Origin of the sequence: Skermanella rosea (assembly GCF_016806835.2) — a bacterium.
Classification (GTDB): domain Bacteria; phylum Pseudomonadota; class Alphaproteobacteria; order Azospirillales; family Azospirillaceae; genus Skermanella; species Skermanella rosea.
Window position 1 is genome coordinate 326,372 of record NZ_CP086112.1, and the last position, 15,312, is coordinate 341,683.

Here is a 15,312-nt window from a genome sequence, read left to right on the forward strand (position 1 = left end):
AGTGATACGAAATGACACTGAGGGACAAGCTGGTCGGCACGGCCAGCGTCCTGGGGATCGCCGCGGCGACCTGGGGGCCGACATACTGGCTGGCGTCGCGGTTCGGTTTCCATTCGGCGCTGGGCGGCTGGAAGCCGTTCGGGGTGCCGGTGTACTGGCCCGGGCAGTTGGTGGCCTGGGCCGGCCAGTGGGGCCAAGTCCACCAGACGCCCTTCGCGATAGCCGGCGGGACGATGCTGGCCGGGCTGACACTCAGCCTGCTGCTGGCCCGCCTGGGAAGGGCGGGTGGTTGCGCATCCCCGCCGCCGGAATTCGGCGCCGGCACCTGGGGCACGCTGAAGGATGCGAAGCGCGCCGGGCTCCTTGATGACAGGGGCGTGGTCCTGGGCAAGCTGGACGGCCGACTGCTGACCCATCACGGGGCGGAAGCGGTGCTGGTGTCGGGCGCCAGCCGGTCGGGCAAGGGGCGCGGCACGGTGGTTCCGACCCTGCTGTCGCACCCGGGGTCGGCGTTCATCCTGGACACCAAGGAGGAGCTGTTCTTCGGGACGGAGAACGAGGAGTACAGGTTCGAGGGCACCAGCGGCTGGCGCAGCACCTTCTCCCACTGCATCTACTTCAATCCTTTGGACAGGCGGTCGGCGCGGTTCAACCCGCTGTTCGAGGTCCGCAAGGGCGAGGACGAGGTCGGGGATGCCCAGGCCATCGCGGCGATCCTGACCGATCCTGCCGGGGTTCGCGACGAGCCGGACATCTGGGACCGGGCGACGCGCGAGTTCTACACCGGCCTGATCCTGCACCAGCTCTACGCGGCACCGGACCCGGAGAAGACCCTGGCGGGCGTCCGCCGGCAGCTCGTCCGGCCGATGGAGCACCTGTCCTGGGAGATGCGGAACACCCGGCACCTGGGCGATCGTCCGCATCCCGTCGTCCAGCGGGCGGCACAGGCGCTGCTGGAGCGGGCGAAGGGGAATGACCGCTACCTCTCGTCGGTCCTGGCGACCGCGGACTCGCACCTGAGCCTGTTCGACAACCCCGTCGTGGAATGGACCACGCAGACGTCGCAGTGGTCCATGGGCGACGTCATGTGCAGTGATCACCCGGTTTCGGTCTACCTGTCCATGCCGGCTTCGGACGAGGAGACATTGATCGTCCTGCTTCGGGTCATGATGAAGCAGTTCCTGACCGTGAACATGCGCCATCTCAGCCGGGACAACCGGGGGCGTAAGAAGAAGCACGACTGCCTGATCGTCGCGGACGAGTTCCCGGCGCTGAAGAGGATGAAAAGCTACGAGCTGCTGATGAAGCGGTTCGCCCAGTACGGGGTGAAGTCGTTCAAGACGGTCCAGAGCTTCAACGACATCGACGCGGCCTATACCCGCTACAACACGATCCGGGAGAACTGCCACGTCACCGTGATCTTCGCCTCCGCCGATCCGACGACGCAGAAGCAGCTGTCGGGGATGCTGGGGAAGGACACCGAGTACCGGCAGATGGAGAACCTCCAGGGGAGCCGGTTCGGGGTGATGCTCGGCAACAAGTCCATCGTCACCAACGAGGTCCATCGGGACATCGTGTCTCCCGGCGATGTGCGCGAGCTGGAGCCGGAATACGAGTACCTGCTGGTCACCGGCCATCCGAAGTTCAGGGCGAAGAAGGTCCGGTACGACGAGGAGCCGGTGTTCCGCGACCGCCTGCTGCCGGCGGCCGGGGTCGGCGACGGCGCGGGCAACTACCCCGACCTCCCCGGGAAGGTCGCCGGGAAGGTCGGGATCGGATGGCTTGGCATGCGGGCGTCCTGCCCGCCGATGCCCAGGCAGGCCGATCCGAAGAAGCCGCCGGAGGATGCACCGACAAGAAAGCGGCCGGGGACGACGAAGGAGCCCCGGGGGGCGCCCCGGGATCTCCCGGACCCGCCGGACGGGGCGGCGGAACCCGGGGCGCCGCCGGCCGAAACCGTCGTGCCGGGGGCCAGGCTGCGGCGGAAGAGAACCCTGGCGATCAAGGGAGACGGCGCATGAAACGGCAGAAGGCGGGCACTCCCAAAACCCGGTTTGATCTTCGGCTGCCGGCCGACCTGGACACGAAGGTGCTGAAGATCGCCGCCAAGGCCGGCACGACCCGAACCGCCGTACTGGTCGCCGCGGTCGAGCGCTTCATCTACGCCGAAGACACCCAGGCCGGCGTCGAGACGATCCATGAGCGGGTCGCGGCCCTGACTGTCGGACAGGACCGGATAATGTGGGAGCTGCTGGAGGTCCGGGCTTACCTGGATACCTTGGCGCAGACGATATGCGGCAGCCAGGGGAAGTTCGACGCGTTCCTGGCCGCCGTCGACAAGGTTAAATCCGAACTGGCGGAGGACGCGGGATGAGGAACGAGATCGCGTCCGGCCGGACGCTGGCGGCCTACCGGCGCGCGCTGGGTGCCACGATCCGCGGCGCCATGGATGATCCCAACGTGGTCGAGGTCATGCTGAACCCGGATGGAAGGATCTGGGTGGACCGGTTGACCGGCGGCAGGGCGTGCACGGGCGAGACGATGGACCCGGAGGACGCGCTCCAGGTGATCGACCTGGTGGCCGACCATGTCGGCGAGACCGGGATCGGCTGGAACCGGCCGCTCCTGTCGGCCGACCTTCCCGAGACGGGAGAGCGTTTCCAGGCCATTCTGCCGCCGGTCTCGCGGGCGCCGATGTTCACCATCCGGAAGAAGCCGCCGGTCGTGTTCACGCTGGCCGACTACGTGCGGGACGGCATCATGACCCGGCGGCAGGCCGATATCCTGGAGGATGCCGTCGACCGGCGCATCAACATCATCGTCGGGGGGTCGACCGGCAGCGGTAAGACGACGCTGCTGAACGCGCTGCTGGCGCTTCCCGGGTTCACCCGGCACCGCATCCTGATCGGTCAGGACCGGGATGAGCTTCAGTGCTCGGCGCCGGACATGGCATCCCTGCTGGCGCGCGAGATGGATCCCATCGTCACCGTGCACGACATCATCAAGGCCAAGATGCGGTTGCGCCCGGACCGGATCGTGATCGGGGAAGTCCGGGAAGGGGCACCCTGCCTGGCGATGCTGAAGGCCTGGAACACCGGACACCCCGGCGGTCTGGGAACCATCCATGCCGACAGCGCCGCGGAGATCTTCGACCGGCTGGAGGAGCTTGTCGGAGAAGTCACCGCCTGTCCCCAGCACCGCCTGATCATGCGATCCGTCAAAATGGCCGTGTTCATCGAGCGGACAGAGGAAGGCGTGCGGCGGGTGACCGAGATCCGAAAGCCGACCGGGTATAGGGACGGGGAATTCCAGACCGAGCGCATTGCCTGAGGGCTGGATGCAGAGCCGTGGATGTGGTACTGGATATCACTGTGTAATTAAGTATCACAACAGACCGAGCAGAGGATGGCTGAAATGAACGTTCGCAGAAACGCTCTCGCTGTCAGGACCTTCGCGCTGTCGGGACTGGCTTTGATGGCATCGGCTCCCGCCCGGGCTGCCGGCGGCGGCATGCCCTGGGAAGACCCGCTGTCGCAGGTCGCGAACTCGATCACCGGGCCGGTCGCGGGGTCGATCATCGCCATCGCCATCGTGGCATCGGGTCTGACGATGGCGTTCGCCGCGGGCCAGGGCATGCGGACCTTCGCCGGTATCATCTTCGCCGGATCGATCGTCGGGGTCGGCCTGCTGTTCTTCATGGGCCTGTTCGGCCTGACCGCCGGAATGGTGTTCTGAGATGGCGGGCGACGACGTTCCAGGGTTCCGGATCACCCTCCATCAGAGCCTGCTGGAGCCGGTGACGATCAAGGGGGTGGCGCGCATTCCCGCCATCCTGATCGGGACCGTGGGGGCCCTGCTGGTCTTCTCGCTTCACAAGGTGACCGGCGGCGTGCTGCTGACCGTGGGGCTCTGGACCGTCGCCCGCCACCTCACCGGGATCGACCCGCACATGTTCGACTTCATCACGCGCCGGGCTCGGGCGCGCCTACCCTTCCTGGGGGGCTAGATCATGCTCAATCTGAAAGAGTACCGCGAGCAGCCCAGGTCCCTGGCGGACTATCTGCCCTACGTGGCGCTGCCGTTCGGGCAGTACCCGTTCGTGATGGCGCAGAAGGACGGCAGCCTGCTCGCCCTGATCCGCTATCGCGGGCCGGACCTGGAGAGCACGACCACCTCCGTCCTGGTGAACTACTACGCCGGCCTGGGCACGATGCTGAAGCACCTGGGGGACCGCTGGGCGGTTCACCTGATCGCGGATCGCTTCTACACGTCGGAGTACCCGGATGCCGATTGGCCCTGCCACGCGGCGGCCCTGTTCGATCTGGAGCGTCGGAACCTTGTCCAGGGCAGCGGCCGTCAGCTTGAGTCCGACTACGTCCTGGCCCTGACCTACCTGCCGCCGGGCGATGCGTCCAGCCGGCTGGAAGGCCTGCTGATCGAAGGGGAAGACGGCGAGCGCGAAGGCTCCGGCATCGAACAGGTCGACTACTTCGCCCATCGCGTCAACGAGGTCGGCGACATGCTGCGCGCCTTCATGCCCCTCGCGCGCCTCCTTCGGGACGATGATCTGCTGACCTTCCTGCACCATCCCCTGGGGCTGGAGCGGCACCAGGTGGCGATGCCCGAGGTCCCGATGTTCCTGGACTCGCTCCTGGCGGAACAGCCGGTGTGGCCCGGCATGCGGGTCGGGATCGGCTACACCGAGGACGCCGGCGGCACGCCCCGGCCGGAACGGTACCTGGTCACCGTGGGGGTTCGGGGATACCCATCCTCGACCCACGCCGGGATGCTCGATGACCTGAACAGCCTGGGCTTCGAGTACCGGTGGAGCACGCGCGCGATCACGCTCGGTCCTCAGCAGTCGCTGCGGGCCGTTCAGACGCGGGTGAACCGGTGGGGCAGCCAGCGCAAGGGCCTCATGACCCTGATCGCCGAACACGTCCTCAGGGAGCCCAGCGAGCGGGTGAACCACGAGGCGGTCGCCAGGCACGCCGACGCCCTCGCGGCGTTGCAGGAAGTCGCGGAAGGGCTGGTGTCGATGGCCTACGTCACCCCGACGATCACGGTGTGGCACGAGAACCTGGGCCAGGCCCTGGACAACGCCAAGAAGGTGGTCGGCCTGCTGACGGCGAAGCACTTCATAGCCAGGGTCGAGACGTTCAACGCCTTCGAGGCGTGGCTCGGCAGCCTGCCCGGGAGCTGCTACGCCAACGTGCGCCAGCCGCTGGTCAACACCATGAACCTCGCCCACCTGGCCCCGCTGTCGGCGGTGTGGGCCGGCGAGTCCTGGAACGGCGAGCTGAACGGCCCGGCGCTGATGCGGGTGATCACCGAAGGCAACACGCCGTTCCACTTCAACTTCCACCACGACGACGTCGGGCACTCGGTCATCTACGGCCCTACCGGCGCCGGAAAGTCGGTACTGCTGTCCTCGGTGGCGTTGCAGTGCCTGCGTTATCCGGGGGCGCGGGTCTACGCCTTCGACAAGGACAGGTCCATCCGGCTGACGACGCTGTGTGCCGGCGGCCGGTTCCACGATATCGGCGCCCAGGGTGGGACGCTGGGGTTTCAGCCGCTCGCCTGCATCGACGCGCCTGCCGAAGTGACCTGGGCCACGGAGTGGCTGTACGACCTGTTCGGCAAAGCCGGGCTGGAGCTGACCCCGGAGCAGAGGAACCACGCCGCCGAGAAGCTGGCGAGCCTGGCGACCAGTCCGGTCGGGGAGCGCAGCCTGACCGTGCTCCGGGCGCGGCTGGGCGACCGGGACCTGAAGGATGCCCTGAAGCCCTTCTGCGTGGGCGGAGCGTTCGGGCATCTCCTCGACGGCGACCGCGATACCCTTCACCTGGGCCGCTGGCAGGCCTTCGAGATGGGCTCGCTGCTCAAGCAGCCGAGTGCCGCGGTGCCGGTGATGACCTACCTGTTCCACCGGATCGAGGAGTCCCTGGACGGGTCTCCGACCCTGCTGATCATCGACGAGGGGTGGCGTTTTCTGGATGACACGACCTTCGCGAAGAAGATCGAGGACTGGCTGCTGACCTTGAGGAAAAAGAAGGTCGCAGTAATCTTCACGACGCAGACGATCTCCAGCATCGCCAAGAGCAAGGTTGCCCCGATCATCTGGGACAACTGCCTGACCCGGATCTACCTGCCCAACGCCGCGGCGAACGACCCCCAGACCAGAGGCTATTACTCGGCGCAGGGCCTGAACGACCGGCAGGTCAACCTGATCGCGAACGCCCGGCGCAAGCGCCAATACTATTACTCGTCGGCTTCGGGAAACCGACTGTTCGAACTGGGGCTCGGCGAACTCGGCCTGGCGCTGGTCGGGTCGAGTGACCCTGACGACCACAAGCTCGCGGACAGCCTGCTCGCGTCGTGCGGCGCGGACGTTTTCCTGCCGGCGTTCCTGCGCGCCAAAGGCATGGACTGGGCGGCCGACATGGTCGACCCCAACGGCGTGACCCGACACCTCATCCCCCAGGCGGCGGAGTAACGGATATGAAGCTGTTGTCCACGGTCCTGCTGGCCGGCACCGTTCTGACGACGCCTGCCATTGCCGAGACGATCACGCTGTCGCCGGGAGATAATGTCCAGGCCGCCATCGACCGCGCCCGCCCCGGCGACACCATAGCCCTGCGCGCCGGCACCTATAACCAGTCCCTCGACTTCTCGAACAAGCACGGCGCTGCCGGCGCCCCGATCAGTCTCGTGTCGGCCGACGGCAGGGGCGCTGCCCGGGTCGTGGCCCAGGGCAACCAGGCGGCCATCCAGGGCAACCGGCTTTCGCACATCACCGTGGACGGGCTGAACATCGTCTCGACCAGCCGGAGCGGCGACACGGGCGGGATCAAGTTCTGGGGGTCATACCAGAAACTGCACGACGTGAGGATCACCAACAACCTGATCACCGGGGTCGGGCAGGACGGCATCAAGATCTTCAACATGGCGCCCGGCGACGGGCGCGTGATGGTCGCCGGGAACACCATCGATGGCAACTGGCGGCAGGAAGGGATCGACAACGTGTCGGTCGTGGACGTGACCTATCAGGGGAACACGATCAAGGGCCGGGCGGGCTTCGCAGGGATAACCTGGAAGGCCGGCAGCGACGGCGTGAGGTTCATCAACAACACGGTGGACATCGCCGCGGACACGGCGGTCTCGGTCGGCGGCTACGGCGATTCGCGCCTGGGTCGGATGGGGAGTTTTCCCGACGAGTTCCAGGACAACGAAGCGGAGAACAGCGTCGTCACCGGCAACGACATCCGGGGCGACGTGCGGGTCATCTCGGCCGAGAACAACAGGATCGAAGGCAACAGCATCTCCGGGAGCATCAGCAACGGCCGGAACAGCCACATGCCGGGCAGCATCGCCAGCCGGAACAACGCCATCGCCGACAACCGGGTGACCGGGGGCACCGGGACGGCTGCCTGGAACGGCACGACGGACAGCCAGTTCGAGAGGAACGTGGACGGTCTTCAGCGAAACGTCCTCGACACGGACGAGCAGTTCTGGCGGGCCGTGGAACGGGGCGAGACGGGAGCGCTGCGGCGGCTGAACGACCTGGTCTCCGGCGGCATCGTCGCACGCGAGGGCAACCGGATCATCAACCGTGCCACCGGTCAGATGATCAGCGCGGTGAACAGCACCATCGGAGAGGCCGTCGATACGGTGCTGCAGCCGGTCGAGGACACGGTCTCCGGCGTGGTCGAGGCGGTGAAGTGCAACATCGGCGGCAGCATCATGGGGGGAGGGGCCAGCATCGTCAGCGGGATCTTCGGCGGCGGGCGCGCGACCCTCCCGGCGCAGATCGCCCAGCAGATGACGATGATCGCGGGCAATCTGTGCCTCAGCAGGCAGCTCGCCGTGCAGCAGAGGCAGCTTCAGGCGCAGCTCAAGCACTTGGAGGCGTCGCAGGCGGATACCGGCGCGGAGATCCAGGACGCCATGATGCGGCAGCGGTCGTTCATGGGAACAACGGAGGCCACGGCCTACGACCCGGATGAGGCAGCCGCGAGCTATCGGAACGCCTACCCGGACGACATGTCCGGCCTGTCGAATGACGGACTGCTGGCCCAGCCGGATCAGTGGCGCTATTCGGCGCACCGCGCGACCGAGGAGTCCTGGCGCGTCCAGTCAGGGGCGGTACAGGCGCAGCCGGCATCCCAGGCCCGCGTCGGCCGGCAGCTCGGCGCGGTCCGGTCGGCGCCCGGCATGCTGGCGGCCCAGCAGGGAACGGCGCAGCTGATCGGCAGCCTGATCGGCGAGACCCAGGCCCTGCAGTCCGTCTCGATCTCCCACTTCCGTGCCGTCGAGCATTCGATGGCGCAGGAGCAGGCAAAGGCAAAAAGAGCCGAAGAGCTTCACCGGAGGGCGATGCAGGGACTGGGTGAGAATGATGCCGTAAATGTCAGAATTCCATTCTAGGAGGGTGAGATGCTGATCCCGGCTCTTACGCCCAAGGCGATCCTGATTGTCTTCATCTTCGGCATCCTCTTGCTGGTCGACCGCGGATGCTCCCGGACCGACCGTCACGACGCGGCGATGAGGGACCTCGGGAAGAACGAGCATGTTCCGGTGCGCAGCCCGTGGGCTCCCGAAGGATCCGCCAGATGAACACCGGCGTGGCCGACCGGTTGCTCGACGCCTACATCGCCATCGGGGATGCGGCGGTCCAGGCGATCCGTCCCGACGTGATGTTCGTCCTGATCACCCTGGCGGTGATCGGCCTGACGTGGGCGCATCTGCGCAATGCCCTGACCCTGCGGGAAAGCCCGATCAACCTGCTGATCCTGCAGCTCATGATGGTCGGTTTCTTCGTGTGGCTGCTGGAGAACTGGCCCGGCCTGATGAGGGCGCTGATGGGCGGCATGGTCCAGCTCGGCCTGAAGGCCGGCGGCAACGCCATGACGCCCGACCAGTTCCTCCATCCGAGCGAGATCGCATCCGCGGGCATCCGCATCGCCGCACCCCTGATCGATGCCGTGGGCTTCTGGGGGTGGCTGACCGGGACCAACATCCTCATGGCCCTGAGCATGATCATCGTGGTCTTCGCCTTCTTCATCATGTCGCTGCAGGTCCTGGTCGCGATCATCGAGTTCAAGCTCGGCGTCGTGTGGTGCTTCTTCATGGTGGCGCTGGGGATCCTCAAGGGCACGGCGTTCGCCAGCGAGAAGGCACTGGGATACGTTTTCGCCTCCGGGATCAAGCTGTTCGCCCTGGCCACCGTCGTATCGGTCGGATCGGTCCTGATGACGACGATGGGCACGGTCGCAGACCCGACCGCCCCAACCTATAACGAGGCCCTGGGCATGGCGTTCGGATCGCTGGTGCTGGCTGCCCTGGCGTGGTTCATCCCCTCCAAGGTGGCGGGTGTGATCGGCGGGGGACCCTCCCTGGGTGCCGGCGCCGCCGTGGGCACGATGGCGGCGATCGGGGCGACCGCTGCGGTGGCCGCGGTCGGTGGTGCTGCCGTCGCGAAAGCCGCTTCGGGAACCGGTGCGCTGCGCGCTGCCACGACCGGAGGGGCGACACGCGGCGGACTGCCTCCGATGGGTGGCGTTGCCCCTGGAGGCGGCGGTGGGGATGCTCCCGGCGGCAATCGTGGTGGTCTGTCTTGGCAGATGAGGGCAAACCCCGTGATGGCGTCCTCCGCCCTGGAGGCCATCGACCGCACGGAGCGGGCGCATGCCGCGACCCTGGGGAAGATCAACAGCGGGATGAGCTTCAAGGCACCGGAAACCGCGGAGCACGAACGGGCACAGGCTTACCGCGGCCTGGCCTGGGACATCGGCAGCCAGATGCAGGAGAGCAATCCGGAGCTGTCCCAGAGGATCGAGGGCGAATTGAACCGGATCGAGGCGATGAAGATGGATCTCGCCAAGGCCGGTGTCTCTCCTGCCGTGAACAGCGCCACCCTGGCGGAGGAGTACCGCAACGTCACGATGCGGGCGCTGAACCTGGACGGCGGCGGCGGTTTCGACACCCCGTCGCTCTCTACCTCGCTGACGCCCGAGGGACGGTCCCGGAATGCCGCCCTGGCGTCCAGCCTGGGCGTCGGAAACCTCATCCGGGCGGAGGCGGCGAAGGGCAGGACGACGCGCCAGATCGCCGAGGGATTGGGCGACCGCCTGTCCCCGGTGAATAGGATGGCGGAGCGGATCGGCCAGGGCAGCGACGCCAACCTGCACCGCATGGCCGTGGTCCAGGCGTACAAGGATGAGCACGGCATCCCCAACCCGACCGATGCCGGCTTCAGGTCCTGGGCAGCCTCGGAAAAGAAGACGCAGGCTGCTGCGGCGACGCAAGCTCCCGCACAGCCGGCCCGCTCCGATGCTCCCTCCTGGGCCAGGAACCCGGGTTATGGTGCTTCATCGAACCTCTTGAAGATCCCGGCCAGCCTCAACGCGATCGTCCCGCGGGGTGCCGAGAGAAGCGCCGGGATGACTGCCAGCAACACAGGAGCACGGGAATGATGTTCAACCCGTTCAAGGCGGCGTCCGACGCGGCGGGAAAGGCCATGGGAGGCCATGATTTCCGGTCCGACAAGGTCGAGGACTATGGCGCCGGATATCCTGTCCTGACGCCGTTCCAGCGGGCCCGCCAGGAATGGGATGATCGGATCGGAGCGCCGGTCGTGCGGGCGAAGAACTGGAGGCTGGCGGCTTTCGGCTCGACCGCCGTCAGCCTGGTCCTGGCCGGTGCGCTGATCTACAAGCTGTTCGTCGCCCCGCTCGACCTGTGGGCGATCCCCGTGGACGAGAGCGGCATCGTCGTCGGCCCGGCACAGCGTTTCGCCGTCCAGCGCTACGAGCCGACGCGCGCCCAGGTCGCGGCCGACCTTGCCCGGTGGATCGAGTGGGTGCGGACACGCCCCGCGGACGGCGTGAAGCTGAGGGCCGACATCGAGAAAGCCTACGATTTCATGGACGATACCGCGAAGCGGAAGCTCAATGAGTACAATGCCCGGTTCGACCCGTTCGCGACCTACAACACCCCGGACAGGATGTCGAAGAAGACCGTCACCATGTCGTTCCCGAAAGTCCTGCCCATGGAGGGGAGCAGCTACCACGCGACCTGGACCGAGACCGTCTGGGAACACGGCCAGCCGCGCCCGTCCTACACCATGACGGCGACCTTCACGGCGACCGCGACGGGACAGACCGACAGTACCCTGCTCAACATCAATCCCGCCGGCACGACGATCCACGATTTCGATTGGCGCAGCGACACCGCGCCCTGACACGGATGTCGTTTTGTGCTACTATGTGACACACGGCGCGGGAGGATCTGGGTAATGAAAAGGCTTGCCGCCGTCGCCCTGCCGGCCCTCCTGGCGGCTTGTGCAACGACACGGGAGGAGCCGGCAACCCATCTGGTGCCGGTGCTGCCGGAACCGCCTGTCCAGGTCGTCGAGAAGGTCGTGCCGGTGCTGGTGACTCCCGCGCCGGTGATCAGGGAAAAGCCCCGCAAGCAGGACCCTGTCGCCGCGACACGCAGGGCCAACGCCAGGGCCATGGAGATGCCTCGGGCCGAGCGGTTCATCGGCTCGACGCTGGAGTATCCGCTGGTGCCGGGAGCGGTCTACAACGTGCTGACCGCTGTCAACGACATCACGGCGATCGAGATCCCGCCCGGCTGCCGGATGGTCAAGAAGGCGCCGATGCTGGGCGACCCGTCGCACGAGTCGGACGACCGGGCCGGTGCAACTGCGGAGGATATGGAGCTCGCGAACTGGGTCATCGCCAAGACGTTCCACGGCACGCCGCGCGATCCGGTCTCGAAGGTGGTCGTTCGTCCCAATAAGCCTGGGCTGCGCACATCCCTGCTGATCGACAGCGACTGCGGCGCCTTCCGGTACAGGCTGATCTCGACGGAGTCATCGGCAAACGCAACTGTCCGGTTTCGCCAGGAACAGCCCAACATGGGCATGCCTGAACCGCCCTATGCCGACGAGCGGGAAAAGACCCGCCCGGCGGTGCTGTCCTGCACCGACACGCCGATCTCCCAGGTCCAGTACGGCTACACGGTTTCGGGCGACAAGCCCGCCTGGAGACCGGCCGACCGGGACGTGTTCCACAACGGCTCGAAGCTCTGCATCGGCATGCCGGGTGGTCTGGGCGACCTGGAGACCCCGTCGATCTCCCGGCCTGCCGGCGGTGACGCGATGACCGTCCACTACCGCACGTCCGGCCGGTTCATCGAGATCGACCAGGTCGTCCCGGTGCTGAACCTGACGCTGGGCGACGACACCGTCCGCCTGACCCTGAAGCGCTAAGGAGACCTGACATGCTTCCCAAGACCAAGGCGCCCGGCACCTTGCGGCCGCAATCACCGAAGCCGAGAGGATTGAACCGCAAGGTGACGATCGGACTGGCCGGTGCCGGCGCTGCGGCAGTCATCGCCGTCTTCGTGTTCGATCCGGGGTTCAGCACGGTCCGCGGGAAGCCGCCCGAGACACTGCCGTTGCTGAGCAACGTCAAGCCCGACCTTTCCATGCTGCCGTCCGACTACCGGGAAACGCAGACGGCATCCGTCGCTGTTCCCCCGGAGCCGCCGCTTCCCCCGGCGGTCGATCTTCCCCCTCCGGGGGATGGATCCCGGCTCGTGCCTGCTGTCCAGCACCCGGGAGCTTCGCCGGGACGGAAGCCCGTGAGGCGCGGCATCTCGGTCGGCGGCGACGATGGCCTGGGCGATGCGGGGCAGCCAGGCGTTCAGATGGTCGCTGACAGGCATGCCGGTGCTCCGGGACAGCCTCGCACGCTCGCCCAGGGCTTTCGGCACCGGAACAGTGCCCGCAGTGACATGTATCTTCCCCAGTCGGTTCAGGCGCCGCTGGGCGAGCGGGAGATCTGGCCCGGAACGATCATCCCGGCGAAGCTGGCCAGCGCCACCAACAGCGAGCTGGGCGGCAACGTCGTGGCCCGGGTCTCCGCCGACATCTACGATAACCGGACGGGCCAGTGCGTGCTGATCCCGCGCGACTCCACGGTGTTCGGCAAGCTCTCCGACGAGGTCCAGTACGGCCAGCGTCGGCAGCAGGCGGTCTGGACGATGCTGATCCTGCCCGACGGGAAGAAACTGGACCTGATGGGGATGGACGCGACGGATGGAGCAGGCCGAGCCGGGATCACCGCCAACGTCAACAACCACTATGGCCGCCTGGCCGGTGCGGCAATCGCTGCAACCGCGCTCGATGTCCTCGGTGGACTGGCCCGCGGCGGCAGAAACAGCGGGACACAGATCAACATCGGGGGCGCTGCCGCCGATAACGCCGCATCCATCGGCGAGCGGATCATCCAGCGCGAGCTTCAGGTGCCGCCGACCCTGGAGCAGATCATCGGACATCCGGTGAGCCTGATGGTCGACCGCACCATCGCGATGGCGTGCTACGATGATTGAGGCCGTTACCACATATTTGCCTCATTTGGCGGCAGCCGCTAATGTGTCACAAATTGACACTGGCAAGGCTGACGACATGGTCGATCGGGAAGGTTTTACGAGCGTTTCATTCACTTCCGTCCCGCCAAGGGGCTTCGACCAGCTCAAAGACATTGCACGCGCCCAGGGGATGTTCCCCCGCGACCTTTTCAGCCAGGCGATCCGGCAATTGCTGCAGGACCGGAAAGCCGGGACGATGATCGATTATCCGGCATCCCGCAAAGGAGGTGTCCGGCGGTCACTGTGGCTGGAGGACGACCTTGTCGAGCAGATGAACGAAGCGGCGACGGCCGACAACGTCAGCAAGACGGTGCTGTTCCTGACTGCGCTGAAGCGCTACGCGGAACGGGAGGGCATCGATGTCGAGGTGTAGCCTGATCCCGGCGGCCGGCACGGCGGCGCCTCTCTGCGCCTGTGCCCATCCGGAGCCGGTCCGTCCGGTGGCGGCTTATCCAGCCCGGCAGTTCCCCTGACCCGTCCAGCGGCAGGTCCCGATCCGTGACACCTCCCGGGAGCTCTATTCCGCCAACCGGATCCTGCGGCAGATCCAGAGCCTCGCAGGCCCGGTCGATCGCTTCGAAGCTGGTCCCTCATACGGCTCTGCTGCTGATCCTGGGCGTGGTTCTCGCTGCGCCGAAGGTCACGCTGTTCACCTGGAACGGCACGCCGTCGATGCCGGAAGGTTTATATCTCCGCGCTGTTTGGGAAAAGCCGGCGGTCGGGAAGATAATCGCCTTCACCGCCCCTCCTGCCGTGGTGGACTATGCCCGGCGCCGCGGCCATGCCGGCGGCTTGCCGTTGCTGATCAAGCCGCTGGCGGCCGGTCCCGGCGACCACGTCTGCGCGACCGATCACCTCGCCATCAACGGACGGCGGGTCGCTCCGGTTCTGGAGGCCGGGCCGGACGGCGTGCCGCTGCCCCGCTGGAGCGGCTGCCGGACGCTGGCGCCCGGCGAGTGGCTCACTTACACGTCCCGGCTGCCCAACAGCCTGGACGGCCGCTACTACGGTCCGGTCCGCGAGACCGACATCGTCGGGGTGTTCCGCCCGGTGTGGGTTTCGGACGAGTGAGGCGGGCCGCTCACTGGGCCGCCTTCGCCGGCGCGCCCCGGCTCGCGTCGACCAGGCCGCGGGCCTCGTCGGCCAGGACGCCCAGGGACACCAGCTCGAAGTCCTCGGGAAAGAAGCTCATCAGCGCGGTGTATTTGGCACAGTGATCAGCCACGCTCGCGGAGCGCTCGGCAAGCAGCGCGTCGATCGCGCGGCAGCGTCGGTCGGCGACCGCATCCCACTCGGGCGGACGCTCGCCGAAGTCGATCACGTCGAGCGCCGCGGTCCAGCGCCGGTACTCGGCGATCAGCTCAAGCATTCGGGATGACACAGGCGCCGTCGCGGCGGGAGCCGCGCGCAACGCCGGATCGATCGGTTCGCAACGCACGATCCCGTACGCGTCGGACTCGACGCGGAGCGTGCCGACGCGCCGGCCGGAACCGCCCGCGGCGGCGATCTCGCGGGCAGCATCGCTGATCGAGCCGTGCGCGGTGCAGCGCGGGGCGGGGCCGCCCGCGAAAAGATTGACGTAGGAGACTATGATCCTGGTCATTGCGAACCCTCAGGCGGCAGCGAAGTGCGGCCTTCGTGATGTTCCGTCATATTCGATACTGCGGCTGCCGACCGACCGCTTCAAGGCCCTGCCAAGGACTCATAAGTATAGGAAAGCTCACGATCTAACGGACAAAACAGGGCTTGCCGCTCAGTTATGCCCGGATTTCTTCCTGCCTTGATTTCAGCAGCTTGGTCGATTTTGACAAAGAAGGTCGCGGAAAATTTCACTTGCGCTACCAGTGAATCAGATAATTATGAGTTCATGCC

At 66.8% G+C, this 15,312-nt stretch carries 15 protein-coding genes; 14 read left to right on the forward strand and 1 reads right to left on the reverse strand.

Features of this window, described 5'->3' with window-relative positions:
* Nucleotides 1-11 precede the first annotated feature (11 nt).
* The 14 genes from JL101_RS30065 (at nucleotide 12) to JL101_RS30130 (ending at nucleotide 14,511) form a co-directional block, all read left to right on the forward strand.
* A complete protein-coding gene (locus tag JL101_RS30065) occupies nucleotides 12-2,021 on the forward strand; it encodes a type IV secretory system conjugative DNA transfer family protein (RefSeq protein ID WP_203102806.1) in 2,010 nt (669 codons plus the stop codon).
* Nucleotides 2,018-2,374 carry a hypothetical protein gene (locus JL101_RS30070; RefSeq protein ID WP_203102807.1) on the forward strand — a complete coding sequence of 119 codons (357 nt, stop codon included), beginning with the start codon at nucleotides 2,018-2,020 and terminating at the stop codon, nucleotides 2,372-2,374. The genes JL101_RS30065 and JL101_RS30070 overlap by 4 nt, the downstream gene beginning before the upstream one ends.
* On the forward strand, nucleotides 2,371-3,330 hold the full coding sequence (trbB, locus tag JL101_RS30075) for a P-type conjugative transfer ATPase TrbB (RefSeq protein WP_203102808.1): 960 nt from the start codon (nucleotides 2,371-2,373) through the stop codon (nucleotides 3,328-3,330). The genes JL101_RS30070 and trbB overlap by 4 nt, the downstream gene beginning before the upstream one ends.
* A gap of 84 nt (nucleotides 3,331-3,414) precedes the next feature.
* Nucleotides 3,415-3,735, forward strand: a complete 321-nt coding sequence (locus tag JL101_RS30080) for a TrbC/VirB2 family protein (protein WP_228435551.1) — start codon at nucleotides 3,415-3,417, stop codon at nucleotides 3,733-3,735.
* 1 nt (nucleotide 3,736) lies between these two features.
* Complete coding sequence (locus JL101_RS30085) at nucleotides 3,737-4,006, forward strand: VirB3 family type IV secretion system protein (RefSeq protein WP_203102812.1); 270 nt, start codon at nucleotides 3,737-3,739, stop codon at nucleotides 4,004-4,006.
* A 3-nt stretch (nucleotides 4,007-4,009) separates the two neighbouring features.
* On the forward strand, nucleotides 4,010-6,496 hold the full coding sequence (locus JL101_RS30090; RefSeq protein ID WP_203102813.1) for a VirB4 family type IV secretion/conjugal transfer ATPase: 2,487 nt from the start codon (nucleotides 4,010-4,012) through the stop codon (nucleotides 6,494-6,496).
* A 5-nt stretch (nucleotides 6,497-6,501) separates the two neighbouring features.
* The gene (locus JL101_RS30095; protein WP_203102814.1) at nucleotides 6,502-8,427 is read left to right on the forward strand and encodes a hypothetical protein; all 1,926 of its coding nucleotides are present in this window, start codon (nucleotides 6,502-6,504) and stop codon (nucleotides 8,425-8,427) included.
* A 9-nt stretch (nucleotides 8,428-8,436) separates the two neighbouring features.
* A complete protein-coding gene (locus JL101_RS30100; protein WP_203102815.1) occupies nucleotides 8,437-8,616 on the forward strand; it encodes a hypothetical protein in 180 nt (59 codons plus the stop codon).
* Complete coding sequence (gene trbL / locus JL101_RS30105; protein ID WP_203102816.1) at nucleotides 8,613-10,475, forward strand: P-type conjugative transfer protein TrbL; 1,863 nt, start codon at nucleotides 8,613-8,615, stop codon at nucleotides 10,473-10,475. The genes JL101_RS30100 and trbL overlap by 4 nt, the downstream gene beginning before the upstream one ends.
* Nucleotides 10,472-11,242, forward strand: a complete 771-nt coding sequence (trbF, locus tag JL101_RS30110) for a conjugal transfer protein TrbF (protein WP_203102817.1) — start codon at nucleotides 10,472-10,474, stop codon at nucleotides 11,240-11,242. Before trbL ends, trbF begins: the two co-directional genes overlap by 4 nt.
* A gap of 54 nt (nucleotides 11,243-11,296) precedes the next feature.
* A complete protein-coding gene (locus JL101_RS30115) occupies nucleotides 11,297-12,277 on the forward strand; it encodes a TrbG/VirB9 family P-type conjugative transfer protein (protein WP_203102818.1) in 981 nt (326 codons plus the stop codon).
* 11 nt (nucleotides 12,278-12,288) lie between these two features.
* Complete coding sequence (locus JL101_RS30120) at nucleotides 12,289-13,401, forward strand: TrbI/VirB10 family protein (protein ID WP_203102819.1); 1,113 nt, start codon at nucleotides 12,289-12,291, stop codon at nucleotides 13,399-13,401.
* A complete protein-coding gene (locus tag JL101_RS30125; protein ID WP_203102821.1) occupies nucleotides 13,394-13,813 on the forward strand; it encodes a hypothetical protein in 420 nt (139 codons plus the stop codon). Before JL101_RS30120 ends, JL101_RS30125 begins: the two co-directional genes overlap by 8 nt.
* Nucleotides 13,814-13,938: 125 nt before the next feature.
* Nucleotides 13,939-14,511, forward strand: coding sequence for a S26 family signal peptidase (locus tag JL101_RS30130; protein WP_228435552.1), 573 nt, complete (start codon nucleotides 13,939-13,941; stop codon nucleotides 14,509-14,511).
* 10 nt (nucleotides 14,512-14,521) lie between these two features.
* Here the strand turns inward: JL101_RS30130 and JL101_RS30135 are convergent, their stop codons facing one another.
* Nucleotides 14,522-15,043, reverse strand: coding sequence for a hypothetical protein (locus tag JL101_RS30135; protein WP_203102825.1), 522 nt, complete (start codon nucleotides 15,041-15,043; stop codon nucleotides 14,522-14,524).
* Nucleotides 15,044-15,312: the final 269 nt, after the last annotated feature.